The following is a 20600-nucleotide window of genomic DNA, read 5'->3' as shown; positions in this document are numbered from 1 at the left end:
GCTCCTTAGGCAGCGTCGATTCGATCGCTGACGGTTTCAAGATGAAAATCGCAATCGCCCAAGTAGTGATCGAACATCACAAGATGCCGGGCAACGCTTGCGACATGGCACTCGTCGGTCATGCCCATGGCGCCATGTAGCTGGATCGCCTGTTCGGCGATGAAGCGGGCGGATTCGCCGCAGTAGGCCTTGGCGGCGGCGATCTTATAGTCACGATCAGTAGAATCGAGCGTCAGGCTGGTGGCCGCCAGGATCGTCATGGAACGCGACTGCTCCAGGTGCAGGTGCATGTCCACCATGCGGTGCTGCAGCGCCTGAAACGTCGCAAGCGGCACGCCGAACTGCTTGCGATCCTTGAGATACTCAAGGGTCTGGTCGCAGGCGGACTCCATGGCGCCCAACGCTTGGGCGCAGAGCCCGGCCCGGCCCAAGGCGAGTACCTCGTCCAGCGCACTTTCCACGTCCTCGCTCAGGCAGTGCTCAACGCTTAGCATCGCGTCCTCCAGCGCCAGATCGCCGGCGCTCTGCTCGTCCATCGTGCGGTAATTGAAGCCCGATACGCCGATGCTGTCGGTGGGCACTACGAACAGCCCCAGCTTGCCGCTATCAAGTTTCGCCGTGACCAGGATAGCTGCGGCCGACTCAAGGTTCATGACCAGCGTCTTCTGGCCGGTGAGGCGCCAATGATCGTCCTCGCGGCGCGCCGTGGTGGTGATTCCCTTGGCATCGTAACGTGCGGCAACCTCTTGCCAGGCGAGCGCCAACTGATGCTCGCCGCTAAGCAGAGGGTCTAGCCAACGGGTCCGCTGCTCGGCGTTGGCCGTCAGGGCCAAAAGCTGCCCGGGCAGTACGAGTCCAAATAGGTAGGGCTGCGGTACCAGACCGCGGCCCAGAGCCTGCAGGATGATCATCAGATCGGTGCCGTCGCCATTGAGCCCGCCCACCGACTCATCGAAGGGCATATGCAGAAGGCCAAGCTCGGCAAAGCTCTGCCAAAGAGGGTCGTCGGCACCGGCTTTAGAAGCGTTAAGCATGTGGCGGCGCTGCTCGAAGGAGACCTTGTCGGCCACCAGGCGGGTCAGCGTCTCATCGAGCATGCGCTGTTCATCGGTCAATGCGAAATCCATGGCGCTCCCCTTACATACCTAGAATGGTCTTGGCGACGATGCCTTTTTGTATCTCGTTGGCGCCGCCGTAAATCGAGAGTTTGCGCCGATTGAAATACTGGGCGCTTGCCGCCGCGCTTGCGGCGTAGGCCTCGTCCAGCGGTTCATCCTGGTAGAGAAACTCGGGAAAAAACGCCACCGCGGCAGGTCCCAGCGCTCGTCTCGTCAGTTCGCTGAGTTCCTGGCGAAGTTCTGATCCACGCACTTTCAAGAGCGAGCTCTCGGCGCCGGGGGCGCCGCCGTCGCGGGCGGCGGCGATCACGCGTAGATTGGTCACCTCCAGCGCCATCAGCTCGATTTCGGCCTTGACCACGCGCTGGCGAAAGCTAGGCTGTTCGAGCAGCGGTTTGCCGCGATGCTGGATACGGCTTGCCAGCGATTTCAAGTGGACGAGCGCCTGCTTGGCATGGCCAAGCCCGGCGATACCGGTGCGCTCGTGGGTGAGCAGAAACTTGGCGCAGGTCCAGCCCTGGCCTTCGTCGCCCACCCGGTTTTCGACCGGTACACGCACGTTGTCGAGAAAGACTTCGTTGACCTCATGAGCGCCGTCGAGCGTTACGATCGGCCGCACCGTGATGCCCGGTGTCTGCATGTCGATCAGCAAGAAACTGATGCCGGCCTGTTTCTTGGCAGCGGGATCGGTGCGCACCAGACAGAACAGCATGTTGGCGTGCTGGCCCAGGGTGGTCCAGGTCTTCTGACCGTTGACGATGTAGTGATCATCCTCGCGTACCGCGCGAGTGTTGAGACTCGCAAGATCCGACCCGGCGCCAGGCTCGGAGTAGCCTTGGCACCACCAGTCCTGGTTATCGAGAATGCGCGGCAGGTAGCGCGCCTGCTGCTCGGCGGTGCCGAACTTCATGATGACCGGTGCTACCATGTTGACGCCGAAGGGCACGACGGTCGGGGCGTGAGCCGCGGCGCACTCTTCATCGAAGATATGGCGCTGTACCGGGCCCCAGCCCGGACCGCCATGTTCGACGGGCCAGTTGGCGGCAAGCCACCCCTGGCGGCTCAGTATGTTCTGCCAGCGCAGGTGATCATCGGCGCGTAGGTGTCGGCCAAGGCGCACGCGCTTTCGAATGTCGTCAGGCAGCGAGTCGGCGAGAAACTCGCGCACCTCGGCGCGAAAGCGCTGCTCTTCGGTGGTAAAGGTCAGGTTCATGACGACTCCTTGTCGCTCAGCGTGGCCTGTCGGTGTGGACCACCGAGCGCGCGCGGATAGTCGAGCGCCTCGACGGCCAGCAGGTCGATATCGGCGGGGCGAAAACATTCGCCGCGCTCGGCGATGCCCAAGCTTGCGGCTTCAAGTGAGGCCCGCTTCTCACCTGCCGAGGCGTTCTCGCTAGCGCCCTTGAGCGTGGCCAGTATGCTGTGACGGCGGCTTGCAACCACGTTGACGCGCAGTGCCTTGAGCGTCAGCGCGGTGCGCTGGTGGGCAAGCGCGTCATCGTTGCAGTCGACCAGCTCGTGAAAAGCACCGGTGTTAGCGAGGATCAAGCCAAGCCCGGTGTCGGGGCAGCCGTCCGAGGCGCTTTGAAGTGTGACGCGAACGGCGCCTGGCGGGCAGGCGTCACTCTCTGCGTTCGGGGCGATCAGGCAGAGCTCGGTTTGCGCATCCGGCGCCTCGAGTAGCGAGATATTGGCGCGGGAGGCGGCTTTCGAAAGCGCTTCGAATAACGGGTGCTCGCCGATGAGCGCCACACGCTCGAAGGGAGTCGCGTCTTCAACGCTGCTGACCAGATGCGGGCTGCGCGCGGCAAAGAATAGATGAATCAGGCCGGCACGCTGGGGGGAGTCCATGCAGGCCAGAAACAGCTCGCGTTCGCGCTTGAGCCCTTCGGCGAGCGTTGTCGCGGTGGTAGAGGCTTCTACGGCCTCAATGATGCGAAAGGGCGAGAAAAGATCGGGCGTTTCACTTTGAAGTCGATCACGGGTTGTCGTCACGGCTTCCGGGTCCGCCTGCGGGGCGGGCAGCTCGCCGGTGACGCGCGGCGTGATACGCCCGGCCAAGACTTCGCGCGCTGCCTCGAGGCCCGCCTCCAGTGGCGTCTGGGCATTGCTCAAAGCGTCGATAATGTTCGCGTGGAGCGCTTCATCGGTATTCACGAAACGTCCGCTGGTAATGATGTCCAGCGCAAGCTTAACGCCGGTCAGGCGCGGCAGGCGCTGGGTGCCGCCGGCGCCAGGCAATAGCCCCAACTTGACCTCCGGCAGGCCGACACGCGTGCCTTCAAGCGCTACGCGATAGTGACAGGCCAGCGCCACCTCGAGCCCGCCGCCCAAGGCCGTGCCATGAAGTGCTGCGATCAGCGGCTTGGGACTGGCCTCCAATGCGTTGATGACGTCAGGAAGCACCGGGGGCTTCGAAGGTTTGCCGAATTCACGAATGTCGGCACCGGCGATAAACGTCCGCCCCTTGGCTAAAAGTACCAGAGCCTGGGTTTGCGGGTCGGCAATGCCTTCCTCGAGCGCCGCGATCAGGCCGCTGCGAACCGCGTGACCCAGTGCGTTGACCGGCGGGTTGTCGATTTCAATGACGCCAATATCCCCTTGGCGCTGGTAAGAAACGGTCATGGCTTTCTCGCTTGAATAAATGTTGGATCGTCAAATCATGGCGAATGCGACGCAGCGAGTCAATATAGCGAAACCATATTCCGCCATGCAAAATTAAGATTATTTCAATCATGTAATTAATGACGAAGAGGTTGAACCGCCAACGTCTAACTACCGTTCTGATTTAGAAGACCGGGGCCATGTCGGCTGATTGCAGCGCACTACGACGCTGCTCCATCCAGCCCTCGATGAAGGCATCCTCGTTCTGAGGTGCATCGCTTTTATAACGTTGCCAGGTTTCCATGAGCAGCGTCTGTCGCGCGATCAGAGCTTGCTGATGTTCCTCCATGGCGTCGGTCCAAATACCGGTATCGCGATAGTAATCGACCACTGCATCGTGAAACGGAATCACCCAAGCCATGTTCTGGTTTTCTAGCGCATAGCCGCTAGCGCCTGGTGCGTTGTCCTTATAATCGTCATAGGATTCGACCATCGTCGAGATGAGCCCGTGAACGGTCTCGTCGGCAAGGTCTGCGTTGCTGACGACGATAGGATAGGGGTAGCTTGCACTAGCGAGCGGCGCACTTTGATCGATGCCGGCGCCTGAGGTGACCGTGTGAGGCTGAAAGTAAGGTGCTACTTCAAGCATCCTCTCCCAGCCCGCCGTGTCGTCGGCCGAAAGTACTGGCCATTGCAGACCGCGAGGGCTGGCGGCCAGGCGCTGCGCTGCCGGCGTGACGGTGGTGGTAATAGCCGCATCTGCGCGGCCGCTGATGATGCCATCGAAGGCGGCGTTATAGCCGGGAAAATCGACCCGCTCCACGTCATCCCAGGTAAGCCCGGCGAAAGCGAGGTACGCTTCGGCAGCCTTGTTCAGTGCATCGTCGCCGCGCAGGTAGGCAAGCCGCTTGCCTTTCAAATCGGCCAGCGTTTCGAGTTCGATATCGCCCGCTACCGCCATACCGAGGCCAAAACCCGCCATGGAGGTAGTGATGACGCGAATAGGTTGCGGCCCCCAGTCTGGCCGCGCGAACATCATCACGCCTTCCGAGCCGTAGTAGCTGGCGATGCCGCAGGCGCAAAGATCCACGCGTCCCGTCTTGAGTGGGGTCATGCGCATGGTGTCGTTCTCCCCGGGAATCACCCGGGACTGCGTGCCGTACTCGCTTTGCAGAAGTTGACTGATGGCCATGATTTGGGCATTGGCGCTGGTGCCGGTTCCATAAGAGGTCCAGTTCAAGGTGGTCGGCATATCCGCACCGGCAAAGGGCATGCCCACCGGGCTTGCACAAAGCACGGCGACGGCAAGTGATCTAAGGGTTGTTTTCATCATGAACACCTTTTAGCTATTTTTATGATTGTCATTGTCATGCTTTTCGCGCTGCCAATACCGTTAGCCAGGCTGATGCGCCGGCTTTTGCCGGCGCTGGCTCAGGCGGGCGAGCAGTACGCCGGGTACGAGCGCGGCGAGCGCCAAACCGATAAGCTCGAGTTGGCTCAGCGGCACCAGGCCGCCACCAGGCAGTGCCAGCAGCAGCCCTGCCAACAGCACCAGGGTGCGAATGATGCTCTCCTGCACAACGCCGTAGCCCAAACGGCCCACCCCGATTAAATAGCCCTGCATGGCGGAGGCGAACAGCACGATGCCGATGACCGCTTGCACGAATACGGCCAAAATCAACAGCGGCGCGCCTTGCATGATCAGCGCCGGGTTGAGTACGAACAAAAACGGAATGAAATAGATCACGCTGCCCAAGCGCATGGCCTGCAGGCCGGTGGCCATGGGGCGGGCGCCGGCCACCGTGGCGGCGGCGAAGGCGCCGAGCGCCACTGGCGGTGTGATGAAGCTCAACATGCCCCAATAAAGAATGAACATGTGTACCGCCATTGGATCCAGCCCACCGCCTTGAATCAGCGCTGGCGCCAGCGCCACGGCCAGGAAGATATAGGCCGCCGTCACGGTCATGCCAATGCCCAGCACGAAGCTTGTAACCGCGCCCATGATCAACAGAAGTGGGACGCTGCCGCCGGCGATGTTGATGAAGTCGTTGGCGATGGTACCGGAGAGACCCGTCATGGAAAGCGCGCCCACCAGCATGCCCACGCCAGCGAGTATGGCGATCAGCTCTGCAAAGAGCTTGGCCGCTGAAGAGAGCGTGTCGGTCACATCCGACCAGCCCCAGCGGTTGTGTTTGGAGAGCTGGTTGAGTACTAAAAGCAGCGCGGTGGCGTAGAAGGGCGCGACGGCTTCGCGTTGCATGACCAGCAGCATCCAAACCAGCAGGGCGAAAACGAAGACGAAGTACCAGCCCTCCTTCAGGGTCTGTTTTAGCGAGGGCAGCTCGATCTCGGGCAGGCCTTGAATGTCGTTGCGCGCGGCGTAAGCATCGATCTGTATGAACAGCCCCAGAAAGTAAAGGATGGAGGGGATGACCGCCGCTAGCGCCACCGCCGAGTAAGGAATATCCAGAAACATCGCCATAACGAAGGCGGTCGCGCCCATCACCGGGGGCATCAGCACACCACCGGTCGAGGCGCAGGCCTCGACACCGCCGGCAAATGACCGGCTCATGCCGATACGCCGCATTGCCGGAATCGACAGCACACCGGTTGTTAGAACGTTACTGATCACGCTGCCGCTCATCGATCCCATCAAACCGCTCGAGAAGATAGAAACCTTGGCCGGGCCGCCGCGCACGTGGCCCAGAAGCGCGAAGGCGAGGTTGATGAAAAACTTGCCGCCGCCGCTTTTCTGTAGCACCACGCCGAACACCAGAAAACCGATGACCAACCCCGCGAAGGCCTGCAGCGGCACGCCCATGATGCTCTCGGTGCTCATGGTGTGGTACATCGCAGTCTGTTCGAGCGTCGAGGGAAACGCCTGAATCGGACCGGGCACTTTATCCGCCACTAGGGGGTAGAGCGAAAAGACCCCGGCGATGATAGCGATCGGCAAGCCTCCGGCACGGCGCGCCGCCTCGATGATCAATACCCAGTAGGCGTAGCTTGCGTAGATGGCGGTCTCTGGGGCCGAGAATGCCCAGCCGCGCTCCAGAATGGGTACGGCGTTGTAGACGAAGTAGCCGCCCACGATCAGGGTAACGGCGCTGAGCAGATAGTCGTACCACGGTATTGGCTGCTCCTGTCGGCTCGCGCTCAAGGGCCAAAGTAGAAACACCAGCGGCAGTAGCAGCGCCACCACGGCGTAGTAGAACTGGGTCTCGAGGCCGGTAACGAAGGTCAGAAGCCCCATATTGAACAGGTAGTCCAGGGTCATCAGCATCAGAGCGACGGTGACCGCGGCGGGGATCCAGCGAAGCGCAGCGGGCAGCTCGCGAATCTGGCTGATCTTCTCTTTTACCTGCCCATTCTGGTGGGCAGGTGGTGTCTGGGTAGTCATAGGGGGTCGTCCATCAGCAGGGGCGGCGAGCGCCGCCCCGGGCCAGTCACTCAAAAACCGGTTCGAAGCCGGCGTCGCTTAGCGCGGTCGCACGTGCAGCCATCCACTCTGAGGTGAAGGCATCGTCATCGTCGGGTGCATCCTGCATGAACGTCTCCCAGGCTTGCATCAATACCTGCTGGCGCTCGACCAATTGGTCCTGGTGCGCTTGAAGGTCATCGTTCCAGACGCCGGTTTCCTTGTAGTACTCGACTACCGCATCGTGAAACGGCACCACCCATTCCAGATCCTGGAATTCCAACGCGTAACCGTTGGCACCAGGGGCGTTATCCTTGTAGTCGTCGTAATGCTCCTGAAGCGCGCGGATCAATCCGTAAGCAACGTTGTCCTCCAAATCCTGATTGGCGACCACGATCGGGTAGGGGTAGCTGGCGCTGGCTAGCGGATTCTCCGGGCTGATACCGCCGGCGCCGGCAGTGACTTCATGAGGACGGAAATAAGGGGCAACGGCGGCCATGCGTTCCCAGCCCGCTTCGTCGTTTGGATCCAGTACCGGCCAACTGATGCCGCGGGGGCTACTGGCAAGCTGCTGGGCAGGCGGGGTGACGGTGGTGGTGAACGAGGCGTCCACGTCGCCGGCGATGATGCCATCGAAGGAACGCGCGTAGCCGGGGTAATCCACCCGCTCTACGTCATCCCAAGTGAGACCACCAAAGGCCAAATATGCTTCGGTGCCCTTGTTAAGTGCATCGTCACCGCGGATATAGGCGATACGCTTGCCGGCAAGATCCGCGGGCGTCTCGACGTCCAGATCCCCGGCCACCGCAAGCGACAGCCCGAAGGACGCAGTCGAAGTCGTGATGACACGAATTGGCTGCGGGCCCCAATCGCGGTCAGCGAACATCATTACGCCCTCGGCGCCGTAGTAGCTTGCGATACCGCAAGCACAAAGATCGACGCGCCCCTGTTTGAGCGGTGTCATCCGCGACACGTCGTTTTCGCCAGGCAGTACGCGGACCGACGAGCCGTACTCGTTCTGTAGCATGTTGCCGATGGCTACCGCTTGGGCGTAGCCACTGGAGTTAGTGCCGTAGGCCGTCCAGGCCATGGTACCCGGGAGATCGACCTCATTGGCGAGCACGGGGCCGACGAGCGAAAGAGGTAGAGTAGCGATGAGCAGGCGTTGAGTAAACGAGCGCATGGAGAGCTCCTTTATTGTGGTTATAGGCCGATATGGCGATTTTTATGTTACATTTAGTTACTTATTGTTCCGCTAAGCGGTACTTCGTTTTGCATATCTCAATTGATAGTAGAGATACCTTGCGATCAATGTCAACGTCAACGTTTGTAGGGGCGGGTAAGGGGAGGAAGACGTAAAAAAGCCGGGTGTTACCCGGCTATTCAGTGTTCAGGAAGCGTCAGAAAAATTCGCGCCAAGCGGTGTAGGTGCTCAGAAACACCCGTCCGGTAAGCGCATCCAAGAAGTCGCTCTGCTTGAGTCGATCCATGACCGGGCCCTTCACTTCCGAAAGGTGGAGTTTGACGTTGGAGTCTTTTAGGCGTGCGTTGATGGCATCCAGACTTTCGAGTGCCGAGGCGTCGATCAGGTTGACCGCCGAACAGATCAGCACCACGTGTTCGATTTCCGGGCGGCTGGCCACCAGGTTATAGACGGTATCTTCCAGGTAGCGCGCGTTGGCAAAATAGAGGCTCTCGTCAATGCGCAAGAGCGCGGCGCTCTTCGGCGCCTGCACATCGTGGCGCTGGATATTGCGAAAATGCTCGGTGTCCGGCACTCGCCCTACCAGCGCACTGTGCGGCCGGCTGGTGCGGTAGAGAAATAGCGCAAGTGAGAGCGTTACGCCGCCGATAATACCCGCCTCGACGCCTTCCACCAGCGTCAGCACGATGGTGAGCGCCATGGCGGCAAAATCACTGCGCGAGTAGCGCCAAGTCTGGCGCAGCATGGGAATGTCCACCAGGGTCAAAATCGACACCGTGATGGTTGCCGACAGCGTGGCGATAGGGAGATAAAACAGCCAGCCGGTGAAAGCCAGCGTGACCAGCGCAATGCCGAGGGCAGTAAAAGCGCCGGCGGCGGGCGTTTGCGCGCCGGCATCGAAATTGATCACCGTGCGCGAAAGCCCGCCGGTCACCGGCATTCCGCTGGTCACCCCGGCGGCCAGGTTCGCCGCGCCCAAGCCCACCAGCTCCTGATTGGGTGAAATGCGCTGGCGCCGCTTGGCGGCGAGCATTTGCCCCATCGAGACCGACTCTACAAAGCCCACCAGACTGATCAGCAGTGCGGGAATAAACAGCGCTTTCCAGAGTGCAATGTCACCCAGCGGAAAGCTGAACGCGGGGAGGCCGCCGGGCACGTCGCCCACCACGGCCACGCCTTGTGACGCCAGATCCCAATGCCAGCAGACGAGCGTAGTCACGATCACGGCGAATACCGGTCCCGCTTTGGTCAGAAGATCCGCAAGCCCCGCTGGAACGCCGATTTTTGCAAACGCCCGTTTGCCAAATCGGCGCATACCGACCAAAAAGAGCAGCGTGCCCACGCCGATCACGACCGTGAAAACATTGATGGACATCAGGTTGGGCGCAAGCGTCATGACGCGCTCGACGAGGGTAAAGCCGCTACTCTGGATGCCCAGCAGGTTTCCAAGCTGGCTGGCGGCGATCAAAATGCCCGAAGCGGTCAAAAAGCCGGAGATGACCGGATGGCTCAAAAAGTTGCTAAAAAAGCCCATGCGCGCAATGCCCATGCCCACCAAAATGAGCCCGGATAGCAGCGACAGCACCAGCGCTGCCTCCAGATATAGCGCGGAGCCGGGCTCGGCGACCGCGCTCAGCGCCGCGCCGGTCATCAGCGCGATGATCGCTACTGGCCCGACCGCCAGCGTGCGGCTGGTGCCCATCAAGGTATAGAAAATCTGCGGCAGAATGCTGGCGTAGAGCCCCACCACCGCGGGCAGGCCGGCTAGCAGCGCATAGGCGAGCGACTGTGGAATCACCATGACCGTCACGATAAGCCCGGCCAGTAAATCGGCGCTAAAAAGCCCTCGATGGTAGTGGGGCAGCCAAGTGAGGATGGGGAAGTAGCGCTTGAGCATAATGATTTTCAGCAATTGAATGGGGCGAACATTGAGGGTAAGGGATAATCCATTTTAAATCAGCGCTTATAGTCCGACGTTTTAACGTTAGTGCCAATTAATGACTCAGCGCCCCGGCGGTTTGACGCTCATACGAGATACCTTAACGTTATTTGAAATGCTGCGATTTTGCTGAGAAAGATGGTAGCCATTAAAGGTCATGAGAGTGCTCTTGCTTATCAAGCTTGCGTTGGCGCTGGCCGAAAATGCTGCATAGCCATGAGCGCATGATCGGCAGCAAAAGAAAAAGCAGGGTCAGGATGAAAAAAGCCAGAGCGATGGGGTAGTGCAAAAATGCGAGGAAATCACCCCGGGTGATGATCAGTCCTTGGCGAAGGCTCTGTTCGATCATCGGGCCAAGTACGAAGCCTATGACGATAGGTGCGAGGGGAAAGCCTCCATAACGCAGTAGAAACCCGGCAACGCCGGCGCAGAACATGATCAACAGATCGAAGGTACTCGCGTTGATGCTGTACGTGCCAATGGCAACCAGTACCACGATAGCGCACAGCAAAATGGGCTCAGGCACTTTCAGGATACGCGAGAAAAGTGGCGTCATTAACGCACCGCATACGAACAGCAGCACGTTGGCCACCAGCAGCGCCATGAAGATGAAGTTGATCAAATCGCCCTGCTCGATGAACAGTCGCGGCCCCGGCGTAATGCCTTGAAGCGCCAGCGCCCCCAGCATGACGGCGGTTATGGGGTCACCCGGCACGCCGAGAGAGAGCGTAGGCACCATGGCGCCTGCGGTAACGGCATTGTTAGAGGCCTCCGAGGCAATCAGCCCGTCGGGCTCGCCATTGCCGAAATTGGCGCGTCGCGGCGAGCTGCGCTTGGCTTCTGCATAGCTCACCATCGAAGCCGACGTCGCTCCCACGCCGGGCAAGCAGCCGACCCAAGTCCCGATCAATGAGGATTTGAGCAGGACACTCCAGCGATTTCGAAGCTCGCCAAAGCCTGGGAAGGTGAAGCGTGACTTTCCCGCCTTGACGCTTTCGACCGAGTAAAGCTCTGAGGCTCGCCAGAAAACTTCCGACAGCGCGAAGAGCCCGACCAAAAAGGGGACCAGCCCGATACCTGCCGAGAGCTCGAAAGAGTTGAAATCGAAACGCAGGGCGCCGGTTACTGTGTCCTGCCCAACCACGGCCACGAATAGGCCGGCCAGCGCGGCCATGAGCCCCTTGATCATGTCTTCTTTTGAGACGCTAACGATGCAGGTCAGGGCAAATACGCCCAGGGCGAAATACTCGATCGGACCGAATTTTAACCCGACGCGTGCCAGCAGCGGTGCGGCAATGGAGAGGATGAGCGTGGCGATGATGCCGCCGATGGCCGACGCCGTGGTCGCCCAGCCCAAGGCCAGATCGGCCCGACCCGCGCGCGCCATCGGGTAGCCGTCCAGTACCGTAGCCGCCGCTTGAGGCGTGCCCGGCGTATTAAGCAGAATCGCCGAGATAGAGCCGCCATAAACCGACCCACAGTAGAGGCCGAGCAGCAAGGTGATGCTTGCGCTTTGTCCGAGCACGAAGGTCAATGGGAGTGCCATGGTAATGGCGAGTACCGAGCCAAGCCCGGGTAGGGCGCCGACGATGATGCCTACCACCGTGGCGACGGTGAGCGAAAACAGCGCCTCCGGCGCCAGTAGCAGGTGTAATCCAGCCAGGATTGAATCCATTGCAAAGACTCCTGTGAGCCAGCAAAACCGACTAGCCTGCCAGCGTTGGCAGGCCAGGCCCGGGAGGGGTGATGTTGATCAGATAGTGAAAGCCGTACCAGACGCAAGCTACAAAGCCGATACTCACCATGGTCAGTACGAGAGGTCGACGAAACCCTAGTAGCCAACTGGTTAGTGGTATCAATACAAGGCTTGCCGGAACGAACCCGGCTTTCTGAAATAGCGCCAGATAGACCCCGGACGTTGCGAGTACTATCAGTACGGGCGCAAAATCCAGTGAAGGCACGCGCCGATGGCCACGCTTGAGCGCTTCACGCAACATCAGCGCACCGGAGCAGATCGCCAGCAAAACCAGCAGTAGCTTGGGGTACCACATGGGGTCGCTGGAGATACGGCTTGCGCCGGTGCCAGTTACCGTGCTGATCCAGAAGAGGTAGCCCGCACCGGCAAGAAAGACGGCACCGTAAGTGATGTCGAGCAGGCGAGCTTTCATTTTTCACTCTCCCTTGAAAACGGTTTCGATCAGCTGCGCGTTGGTCTCGGAAATACCGCGAACGTACGCTTCGAAATCGTCCGGGTCTCGAAAGTGAACGTCGGCTCCCAGATCCTCAAGGGTCTGTGCGAAACGCTCCGCGTCGACGACACTTTGGCAACCTTCGACGAGCCGGCTCTTGATCCCGTCTTCGAGCCCTTGGGGCGCAACCAGGCCGCCCCACCACGCAGCGGTGATGTCGTAACCCTGTTCAATGGCGGTTTCGACCTCGGGCAGCGATGGCGCGGGTTCCTCACTGAACACACCGATAGACGCGAGCCCGCGATCGTTGACCACGTTGGTCATCGACATGTATAGATCGATATGGCCACCCAGCAAAGCGGTCGCTGCGGGCGCATCGCCGGTGAAGGTGACGTGCTCGAGTTCGATATCGGCAAGTTGTAGGAACTGTTCCATGGCCAGATGCATTAACGTTCCAGGCCCCGGCGTACCGTAGGTCAGCTCGTTAGGATGCTCCTTGGCGTAGTCGACCAACTGATTGAGATTCTCGAAGGGTGAGTCCGGCTTGACTGCCAGCGCCATGGGGCTCGAGAAAAGCTGGCAGATGTAGTCGAATTGATCCAGATCGTAGGGCGTTCTGCGCATATGCGGTTGGTTGACTAGCGTTGCCGCCGGCACGACTCCCAAGGTGTAACCGTCCGGCCGCTCGCGGGCCAGCGCCGCAACGCCGATGGTACCGGCACCGCCGCCCCTGTTATCGACCACCACGTTCTGCCCCAGCGTTTCGGCCAGTTCGCGTGCCGTAGCGCGGGCCATAAGATCGGTACTGCCGCCGGCGGGGAACGGCACGATGACCTTGACCGGTTTGTTGGGATAGTCCTGGGCCGAGGCCAGCGGCACAATGGCCACGAGCGCAAGGCTTGTGAGCAAACGGCGTGTGTTGTTCTTGAATTCGGTTTTCATTTTTGTGCTCCACTATGGCGTTCGTTGTTGTGTTGTAGATAAAACCTGCAGTAGTGGTGAAACGCTATTCGACAGACTGATTCGGGTTAGCTTGTGCGCACGAACGCATCGACTATGCGCGCACCATCTCCTTCTGGTAGTACGATTAGCGGGTTGATATCGATCTCGGTAAATCGCTCTGACTCGGCCATGGCCAGTTTGGAGAGCTGTACGAGAGTATCGACCAGCGCTTCGATATCGCCGGGCGGCCGGCCGCGCGCGCCTCGCAGTACGCGACTGATACGCGTGCTGTCGATCAGGTCCTGAGCCTGGCGTCGATTGATGGGGGCAATCGCGAACGCTACATCCTCGAATACTTCGGTATAGACGCCGCCGGCTCCCACCATGATCACCGGGCCGAAACCTGGATCGTTGACCGCCCCCAAGATCACTTCAGTGCCACCGCTCACCATTTCCTGAATCAGTACGCCTTCGAAGGCGATATTCTCTCCAAGGGTGGCGGGCAGGCGGGCCAGTCGCTCGAAACCTTCCTGAACGCCCTCGTCGCTGTCGAGTCCGACCAGTACGCCGCCCGCATCCGACTTGTGCGCGATATCCTTTGAAAGGATCTTCATCACCACGGGGTAGCCGATCTCTTGCGCCGCCGATACCGCTTCGTTTGCGTTGGATGCCACCACTTCCCGAGTGACCGGCAGGCTATAGGTTTGCAGCAGCTGCTTGGCGCTGTATTCGTTGAGTGGCTTGGCATTGTCCGGCGCTTGATGAGGACGAACCTTTGCGGTTTCGTGTTGTGCGAGCGCGGCAGAGGTGAAGCGCCAGATGGCACCAAAGCCCCGGGCGCTGCGAACCGGCGAGCCATAGCGCGGAATATTGGCGTCTTCGAGGATTCGGTAAGCGTCATCGGCGGTGCCAGTTGGCGCGTTCCAGGCAACCAGAATGGGAACATCGGACTCCGCAGCGACCTGGGCGATCTCCTCGGCGATGAGCGTAGCCACTTTGCCCGATAGGGCAGCGAGGCAGAGCCCAAGCATGTCAACGGCCGGGTCCTTGATCACTACCCGCAGCGCGGTGGCGAAACTGGCCGGGTCGGAAAGCACGCCGGCGGTGATGTCCATCGGGTTCGAAAGGCTCGCAAAGCCCGGGAGTAGCGGGCGCAGCTCGTCGAGCGTTTGCTCGCTGAAGTCCGGTAGGGTCAGCTCCTGTTCGGCGCAACGGTCGGCCATGGCGATGCCGGCACCGCCCGAGACGGAGAGCACCGCTACGCCGTTTCCCTTGGGTCGCTTGTTGGTCAGGAGTGCCCGCACGCAGTCCGCCATGTCGCCGACATCGTTGGCACTGACGATGCCGAACTGGCGAAACGCCGCTTCGTAATAGGTAGAGGCGCCGGCCAGATTCGCCGTATGTGACGAGGCAGCGCGGGCGCCGGCGTCACTGTTGCCCACCTTCCAGAGTACTACGGGCTTGTTGCTGGCCAGCGCTTTCTGGCCTAGCTGGCGCAGCCGGTAGGCATCCTGGAAGCCTTCGACATAGCCGGTCACCACTTGGGTTTGCGGGTCGTCGATGAAATACTCCAGGCAGTCGAGCGAGGTGGTTTGGGCTTCGTTGCCGGTCGAGATGTAGTGGCGAAACCCGATGCCTTCGTCGCTGAGCGCCATCAAAAGGGAGTTGCCGAACGCGCCGGACTGCGAGCTCATGCAAACCCCGCCTTTATGATAATCAAGCGAGTAGGGGGTGCCGAAGCCGATGCGAATATTCTCGGCAATGTTCATCAACCCTTGGCAGTTGGGGCCGATCAGTGTGATTCCCGCAGCGCGGGCTACGCTGCGAAGCTCGGCCTGGGCGGCGTGGCCCTCATCGCCGGTTTCGGCAAACCCGGATGAGAACACGATAGCGTAGGGGATGCCCTTTTCACCGGCCGCCTTGATCATATCGAGAGCGCGGTTTGCGGCAACGGCGATGACAATGACATCCGGCGCCTCGGGCAGGTCATCAATGCCCGGATAGCAGACCAGGTCAGCCACACGGTCGTATTTTGGGTTGATAGGATAAATATTGCCCGCATAGCCCGCGTCGAGCAGGTGCTTGATAGGCTGTCCGCCGATCGACTCCAGGTTGGTAGAGGCGCCCGCCACCGCGATGGATCGGGGTTCGAACAGCCGCTTCAACGAGCGAGGCGGGGTATTCGAATCGTTAGGCGTACTCATGGCGACTCCTTGAGCGTTAGGCGGGCGATATTGAGCTGGTGAATCTGGCTGGTGCCTTCGTAGAGGCGGAACAGGCGAACGTCGCGATAGAGCCGCTCGATGCAGCTGTAGTCCGCGACGTAGCCGGCGCCCCCGAATATCTGCACGGCGCGATCGGCGACCCGACCACACATTTCAGAGGCGAAGTACTTGCACATCGAGGCGGTCATCTTGACGTCCTCACCGGCATCACGCTCTCGGGCGGTCTGCAGGATCAAGGCGCGCGCGGCGTGAATTTCTGTCTGGCAATCGGCAATCAGTGCCTGCACGAGCTGGAAATCAGCGACCGGACGGCCGAACTGCTGGCGCTTTCGTGCAAAACGCGTGGCCTCGTCAAGCATGCGAATGGCCGGGCCCGTGCATAGCGCCGCCAAGTGAAGTCGCTGCTTGTTGAGGACCTTCATCGCCGTCTTGAAACCGACGCCTTCCTGCCCACCAATCAGATTTGCCGCAGGCACCAAACAATCATTGAAATGGATTTCCGATACCGGCGAGCCGGACTGTCCCATCATTTTGTAAGGCTTGCCCGTGGTCAGCCCGGGTGTGTCGCGCTCGACCAGAAAGGCGCTGATGCCGCGACTGGACAGGTCGTTTGGATCGGTACGCGCCAATACCGTGAACAAATCGGCGATCGGGCCGTTGGTGATATAGCACTTCTGACCGTTAAGCCGGTACTGATCGCCTTCGCGCACCGCCGAAGTGGTAAGCGCTGTGGCATCGGAGCCTGCCTCGGGCTCGGTGAGCGCGAAGCTGCCCGTCATCTCTCCCGAGGCGAGTTTGGGCAGATAGCGCTTTTTCTGCTCCTCGGTGCCATCCGCGACCAGCGCCTCGGAGCCTATGCCAGTGTTGGTGCCCACCCGCGCGCGAAAGGCGGTCGAACACTGCGAGAGTTCAAGTGCGCCACGCACCAGTTCTTCGGTGGTGAGCCCCAAACCGCCGAACTCTTCGGGAATGCTCCAGCCAAAGAAGCCGCGCTCACGCATCTCTTTGACCAGATCGTCCGGCACTCGGTCGAGCTCTTCGACCTCTGCTTCCCTTGGAATGGCTACCTCTCTCACCCAGCGGCGAACGTCCGCCAGTAGGGCATCCAGGCGTTGCTGGTCGCGTATCATCAAGTCTCTCCTTGTGATTGTTTTGCGATACAAACCGCTTGCGGCATCACTCGAATGCAAGCGGCGGTATGTAAATGGCGTCAACCTCTCTGACCAGACGCTCGCCGAGCGCGTGGGCCTTGTCCGCAGGCGCCCGGGAAGAGGGCATCATCAAGCTGAGCACCGCGCGCATTCTGCCCGAGGCGTCGCGCACGCCCGCGGCCACTGCCGTTGCACCCTCGACGCGCTCGCCGAAGGAGAGTGCGTATCCGCGCTGGCGCGTGGCGGCGAGCTCGTCGCGAAGCCGGTCCCTATCGGGCACGTAGTCGGTCAGTCTGACAAGGTCATCGCGCGCCAGCAGCGCCTCCACCTCAGGGCTCTCCATACCGGCGAGCGCCGCCTTGCCGGCCGCGCCCAGATGAAGTGGAAACGAGCTTCCAATATCGAGCACGTAGCGCAGTGGGTGGGGGCTTGGCAGAACCGCCGAAAGCACCTGGTGGTGACCGGCCAGATTGAAAAGCGACACGGTCTCGCTGGTATCGGCGTGCAGGCGCTGCATGGCAGGCCCAACGATACGGGCAAGCTCGTTGCCGTTGAGCAGCGGCCGGCTCAGTTCGAGCAGCGAGTAGGCCAGGCGCCACTCGGTACCGTTGGGCAGCGCCTCGACCATGTTCTCTTCGACGAGCGTGGCCAAAAGCTCGTCGACCAACTGGGGTTCGAGCCCGGTTTGAGTAGCAAGCCACGGCGTTCCCGACCCCCGGTTGTCCGTCGAGGCTAGCGCGCGCATTAGCGCAATGGAGCGGCGTATGGCGCTATGGCCCGACGAGGGCGCCAGACGCAGGTAACGTTTATCGTTGGGGCGCCTGTGCACGTAGCCACGTGCTTCAAGGGTTTCCAGCGCGCGAAAGACGATGGGTGTGGCTTCATCGAGCGCCTTGGCGATATCGGTCAGCGACACCGGCTGATCGGCGCTTTCGACCAGTTCAAGCACGTCCAGCGCTCTCGAGAGCGATTGAAGTCGGTTTTTTTCTGCTTTCATTTACGTTCTCCGTATTCGATTACGTTAAGCGTAATTTTTTCGCTGTGCAAATGTTTTTACTAACCCGTTAGCGAAAACTCTGTTAGCTAATAAAACGAAGGATATTTACTCCCAAAGTGTTACTTCTCTCAGGCTCTAAAGCGGGTAAATTTGAGCATTAATGAGCTGGAAAAAGTTGCCGCAATTTCATGAAGACGTTTGAGCCTAAGGAGCATGATCCATGCGGCTGATTGAGTGGCTGATCCCCGTTGCGTTAACGGTACTCGCGTTTTGGCTGGTGACACTAGACGCTGCTTATGTCTACGCGGCGCCGGTCGTTGGCGGATTGGCGGGCGCACTCTTGGTTTCGAATGCGTTTAAGCGGGTATTGGGTGCACGACACCCTGTGCCGACGCGTTTACGACATTTGAAGGCGCTTGCCGACTATGTCTCGCTCAAGGCGATGGCCTACCGGCTAATGGGACGAGCCAGCAGTACGGCGATTGCCTCGGCGCAGGTTTCGCACACCGCCGATCTGATGGATAAGCGGCTGCTTAACCAGGAGCGCATGGCCAGCGAAGCGGCGTCCAGCATGGCGTCGATCAACGCAACGATTTTACAGGTCAGCGCCAGTGCGACGCGGGTCGCCGAGCTCGCCGAAAAGGCGCGCCATGCAAGCCATCACCATCAGTCGAGTCTGTCGGCGATCGTCGAAGACATGAACGACGTGGCGAAGCAGTCCGTCGAGGCGCTGGACGAGCTGGCCGCGCTTAACGACCGGATCGAGCGAGTGCGTAGTGTGACATCAATGATCGAAGCAATTTCCGAGCAAACGCATCTTCTGTCGCTCAACGCGTCGATCGAGGCGGCCCGCGCCGGTGAACATGGCCGCGGTTTTGCCGTAGTGGCCGGCGAAGTGCGAAGCCTGGCGCAGAAGAGCTCTGAAGCAACCCAACGAGTCGACGAGCTGGTGCGCGACATGCACCAGAGCGGTCAGCGGGTGATCTCGACCATGAACGATCTCATGGCGCGGGTTCGCGAACGCTCCAAAGGCATGCAAGCAGTAGGAATAGGGCTTGATGAAACGACTCGCGAATTCGATGACGTCGGGGAGGAGATCGGCGGGGTGGCCCAGTCGATGGAGAGCACGAAGGCCCATAGCGAGACGGTGACCCGAACGCTCTCCCAGCTAGAGCGCGATGTCGACGAGGGAAATCGCGATATGCACGACCTGGCGGTTCAGGCGCGTGAGCTGATGGCCGCCGCCGAAGGTGTGGATGGCGAGCTTGCCCAGCAGCGCCTGCACGGTCGCCATCAGGCGGTTTTCGCCGCCGCGCGTGAAAGTGCCGATTGCATCCAGGCTTTGTTTGAAAAAGCGATCGCCCGCGGTGAACTCACCCGAGAGGCGCTGTTTGACCAGGACTATCAACCGGTACCGGATACCAACCCAACGCTTTACCGAACCGGCTTCGATACCTTCACCGATGCCCACCTGCCCGCGCTTCAAGAGCCGCTGCTGAAGGCGCTGGAGGTGAACTACGCCATCGCCTGCGACCGGCAGGGTTACGTACCCACTCACAATGCGGCGGTGAGTCGTAAACCCACCGGCGACCCGGCCCACGATCTGAAGTATTGCCGCAGCAAGCGAATTTTCGACGACCCGACGGGCAAGCGCTGCGGCGCTCATACCCAGCCGCTACTGCTGCAAACGTACCGGCGCGATACTGGCGAGATCATGCATGACCTGTCGGTGCCGATCTTCGTCAACGGCAAGCACTGGGGCGGTTTTCGCGTGGGCTATCCACCCGAGCACACCGAACACGAGCACCGCAAAGAGCCCAGGCCCATGGCGGTTGCCTCATTAAGTTAAGCGCCAGCGCGCGGACGTGACTGCCAGGAAGACCAGGAGTAGAGCGCAAGCCCTAGCCAGATCATGATGAACGTAATGAGCTGGATGGTGCCGAGCGGCTCGTCGAACACCGTCAACGCTATCAGAAACTGCATGCTAGGGTTGATGTACATCAAAAAGCCGATGGTCGACAGGCGCAGCCGCCGGGCGGCGCCGGCAAAGGCCAAAAGCGGAAGCGCCGTGGCGACACCACAGCTGATCAACAGCGCGCTCGTCGGCGCATCCACCAGAAAGTGCGAAGCGCCCTGGGCGCTGAGCCAGGTCAGTGCGAGCAGTGCCAGCGGCAAAAGCAGTAGCGTTTCGACGAACAGCCCCGAAAGGCCGTCCAAGGGTACTTGCTTGCGAAAGAGCCCGTAGCTTCCAAAGCTCAGCGCCAGCATCAGGCTGATCCAAGGGAGCTCGCCCAACGTCAGAAGCTGGATGACGATGGCGATGCTCGCAAGCCCGAGGGCGGCGAGCTGCGTTCTGGCCATCGTTTCACGCAGTACGATCACCCCGAGCGCAACGTTGACTAGCGGCGTCAAGAAATAGCCAAGGCTTGCCTGCAGCACCTGGTGGCTTTCCACCGCGTAGATATAGAGGCCCCAGTTGGCGCCGATCAATACTGCGCAAATCAACACCCGCCCCAGCCGCTTGGGCGCTCTCAATGCGCTTATGACCGGCGACCAGCGCTTGAGGAGTGTAATCACCCCGATCAAAAACACGCAGGACCAGACGATGCGGTGAATCAACACCTCAAAGGCGGGTACGCCTTCAAACAGCGCGAAATAGAGCGGAAAGCAGCCCCACAGCACGTAGGCGGTTAGCCCAAAAGTGACGCCTTTAACGGCTTCCGGATCGCGCGCGGGTGCAGAGAGCATGACGGCCTCATTATCAAAAAATGCTAATCTATCACACAATATTGAATACATCGGCAGAGTGACAA

The 20600-nt window shown here is 60.4% G+C and carries 15 protein-coding genes; 1 reads left to right on the top strand and 14 read right to left on the bottom strand.

Annotated elements, in window-relative coordinates; all coding sequences use genetic code 11:
* Nucleotides 1-5: 5 nt before the first annotated feature.
* From ACGLWX_RS01555 to ACGLWX_RS01495, 13 genes are all read right to left on the bottom strand, one after another.
* Complete coding sequence (locus ACGLWX_RS01555) at nucleotides 6-1127, bottom strand: acyl-CoA dehydrogenase family protein (protein ID WP_396236772.1); 1122 nt, start codon at nucleotides 1125-1127, stop codon at nucleotides 6-8.
* Between the two features lie 10 nt (nucleotides 1128-1137).
* Entirely contained in the window at nucleotides 1138-2331 is a 1194-nt protein-coding gene (locus tag ACGLWX_RS01550) for an acyl-CoA dehydrogenase family protein (protein ID WP_396236770.1), read from the bottom strand.
* A complete protein-coding gene (locus ACGLWX_RS01545) occupies nucleotides 2328-3743 on the bottom strand; it encodes an enoyl-CoA hydratase/isomerase family protein (protein WP_396236768.1) in 1416 nt (471 codons plus the stop codon). Before ACGLWX_RS01545 ends, ACGLWX_RS01550 begins: the two co-directional genes overlap by 4 nt.
* A gap of 163 nt (nucleotides 3744-3906) precedes the next feature.
* Nucleotides 3907-5052 carry a TAXI family TRAP transporter solute-binding subunit gene (locus ACGLWX_RS01540; protein WP_396238154.1) on the bottom strand — a complete coding sequence of 382 codons (1146 nt, stop codon included), beginning with the start codon at nucleotides 5050-5052 and terminating at the stop codon, nucleotides 3907-3909.
* Nucleotides 5053-5115: 63 nt separating this feature from the next.
* Nucleotides 5116-7122: a TRAP transporter permease gene (locus ACGLWX_RS01535; protein ID WP_396236766.1), complete on the bottom strand. Its 2007-nt coding sequence runs from the start codon at nucleotides 7120-7122 to the stop codon at nucleotides 5116-5118.
* 46 nt (nucleotides 7123-7168) lie between these two features.
* A complete protein-coding gene (locus tag ACGLWX_RS01530) occupies nucleotides 7169-8323 on the bottom strand; it encodes a TAXI family TRAP transporter solute-binding subunit (protein WP_396236764.1) in 1155 nt (384 codons plus the stop codon).
* A gap of 217 nt (nucleotides 8324-8540) precedes the next feature.
* The gene (locus ACGLWX_RS01525) at nucleotides 8541-10241 is read right to left on the bottom strand and encodes a SulP family inorganic anion transporter (protein ID WP_396238152.1); all 1701 of its coding nucleotides are present in this window, start codon (nucleotides 10239-10241) and stop codon (nucleotides 8541-8543) included.
* Between the two features lie 190 nt (nucleotides 10242-10431).
* Nucleotides 10432-11958, bottom strand: a complete 1527-nt coding sequence (locus ACGLWX_RS01520) for a tripartite tricarboxylate transporter permease (protein ID WP_396236762.1) — start codon at nucleotides 11956-11958, stop codon at nucleotides 10432-10434.
* A 31-nt stretch (nucleotides 11959-11989) separates the two neighbouring features.
* Nucleotides 11990-12451 (bottom strand): tripartite tricarboxylate transporter TctB family protein, encoded by a 462-nt coding sequence (locus tag ACGLWX_RS01515; RefSeq protein ID WP_396236760.1) that lies wholly within the window; start codon nucleotides 12449-12451, stop codon nucleotides 11990-11992.
* A 3-nt stretch (nucleotides 12452-12454) separates the two neighbouring features.
* Entirely contained in the window at nucleotides 12455-13414 is a 960-nt protein-coding gene (locus tag ACGLWX_RS01510; protein WP_396236758.1) for a Bug family tripartite tricarboxylate transporter substrate binding protein, read from the bottom strand.
* 86 nt (nucleotides 13415-13500) lie between these two features.
* Nucleotides 13501-15618 carry an acetate--CoA ligase family protein gene (locus tag ACGLWX_RS01505; RefSeq protein ID WP_396236756.1) on the bottom strand — a complete coding sequence of 706 codons (2118 nt, stop codon included), beginning with the start codon at nucleotides 15616-15618 and terminating at the stop codon, nucleotides 13501-13503.
* On the bottom strand, nucleotides 15615-16769 hold the full coding sequence (locus ACGLWX_RS01500) for an acyl-CoA dehydrogenase family protein (RefSeq protein ID WP_396236754.1): 1155 nt from the start codon (nucleotides 16767-16769) through the stop codon (nucleotides 15615-15617). Before ACGLWX_RS01500 ends, ACGLWX_RS01505 begins: the two co-directional genes overlap by 4 nt.
* Before the next feature lie 46 nt (nucleotides 16770-16815).
* Nucleotides 16816-17787: an IclR family transcriptional regulator gene (locus tag ACGLWX_RS01495; RefSeq protein ID WP_252108879.1), complete on the bottom strand. Its 972-nt coding sequence runs from the start codon at nucleotides 17785-17787 to the stop codon at nucleotides 16816-16818.
* A gap of 220 nt (nucleotides 17788-18007) precedes the next feature.
* On the opposite strand from ACGLWX_RS01495, the gene ACGLWX_RS01490 reads away from it, so the two are divergent.
* Nucleotides 18008-19636 (top strand): methyl-accepting chemotaxis protein, encoded by a 1629-nt coding sequence (locus ACGLWX_RS01490; protein WP_396236752.1) that lies wholly within the window; start codon nucleotides 18008-18010, stop codon nucleotides 19634-19636.
* On the opposite strand, the gene rarD is transcribed toward ACGLWX_RS01490, so the two are convergent.
* Nucleotides 19633-20535 carry an EamA family transporter RarD gene (gene rarD / locus ACGLWX_RS01485; RefSeq protein WP_396236750.1) on the bottom strand — a complete coding sequence of 301 codons (903 nt, stop codon included), beginning with the start codon at nucleotides 20533-20535 and terminating at the stop codon, nucleotides 19633-19635. The genes ACGLWX_RS01490 and rarD overlap by 4 nt on opposite strands.
* Nucleotides 20536-20600: the final 65 nt, after the last annotated feature.

Origin of the sequence: Halomonas sp. HMF6819, from assembly GCF_044335525.1 — a bacterium.
Classification (GTDB): Bacteria; Pseudomonadota; Gammaproteobacteria; order Pseudomonadales; family Halomonadaceae; genus Vreelandella.
The sequence above is the reverse complement of the archived record's forward strand: the minus strand, read 5'-3'. Positions and strand labels throughout refer to the sequence as shown.

What these genes read in the sequence shown, in the direction of transcription:
- ACGLWX_RS01555 (WP_396236772.1), bottom strand. Translation starts at nt 1,127, where the DNA reads ATGGATTTCGCATTGACCGATGAACAGCGCATGCTCGATGAGACGCTG.
- ACGLWX_RS01550 (WP_396236770.1), bottom strand. Translation starts at nt 2,331, where the DNA reads ATGAACCTGACCTTTACCACCGAAGAGCAGCGCTTTCGCGCCGAGGTG.
- ACGLWX_RS01545 (WP_396236768.1), bottom strand. Translation starts at nt 3,743, where the DNA reads ATGACCGTTTCTTACCAGCGCCAAGGGGATATTGGCGTCATTGAAATC.
- ACGLWX_RS01540 (WP_396238154.1), bottom strand. Translation starts at nt 5,052, where the DNA reads ATGAAAACAACCCTTAGATCACTTGCCGTCGCCGTGCTTTGTGCAAGC.
- ACGLWX_RS01535 (WP_396236766.1), bottom strand. Translation starts at nt 7,122, where the DNA reads ATGACTACCCAGACACCACCTGCCCACCAGAATGGGCAGGTAAAAGAG.
- ACGLWX_RS01530 (WP_396236764.1), bottom strand. Translation starts at nt 8,323, where the DNA reads ATGCGCTCGTTTACTCAACGCCTGCTCATCGCTACTCTACCTCTTTCG.
- ACGLWX_RS01525 (WP_396238152.1), bottom strand. Translation starts at nt 10,241, where the DNA reads ATGCTCAAGCGCTACTTCCCCATCCTCACTTGGCTGCCCCACTACCAT.
- ACGLWX_RS01520 (WP_396236762.1), bottom strand. Translation starts at nt 11,958, where the DNA reads ATGGATTCAATCCTGGCTGGATTACACCTGCTACTGGCGCCGGAGGCG.
- ACGLWX_RS01515 (WP_396236760.1), bottom strand. Translation starts at nt 12,451, where the DNA reads ATGAAAGCTCGCCTGCTCGACATCACTTACGGTGCCGTCTTTCTTGCC.
- ACGLWX_RS01510 (WP_396236758.1), bottom strand. Translation starts at nt 13,414, where the DNA reads ATGAAAACCGAATTCAAGAACAACACACGCCGTTTGCTCACAAGCCTT.
- ACGLWX_RS01505 (WP_396236756.1), bottom strand. Translation starts at nt 15,618, where the DNA reads ATGAGTACGCCTAACGATTCGAATACCCCGCCTCGCTCGTTGAAGCGG.
- ACGLWX_RS01500 (WP_396236754.1), bottom strand. Translation starts at nt 16,769, where the DNA reads ATGATACGCGACCAGCAACGCCTGGATGCCCTACTGGCGGACGTTCGC.
- ACGLWX_RS01495 (WP_252108879.1), bottom strand. Translation starts at nt 17,787, where the DNA reads ATGAAAGCAGAAAAAAACCGACTTCAATCGCTCTCGAGAGCGCTGGAC.
- ACGLWX_RS01490 (WP_396236752.1), top strand. Translation starts at nt 18,008, where the DNA reads ATGCGGCTGATTGAGTGGCTGATCCCCGTTGCGTTAACGGTACTCGCG.
- rarD (WP_396236750.1), bottom strand. Translation starts at nt 20,535, where the DNA reads ATGCTCTCTGCACCCGCGCGCGATCCGGAAGCCGTTAAAGGCGTCACT.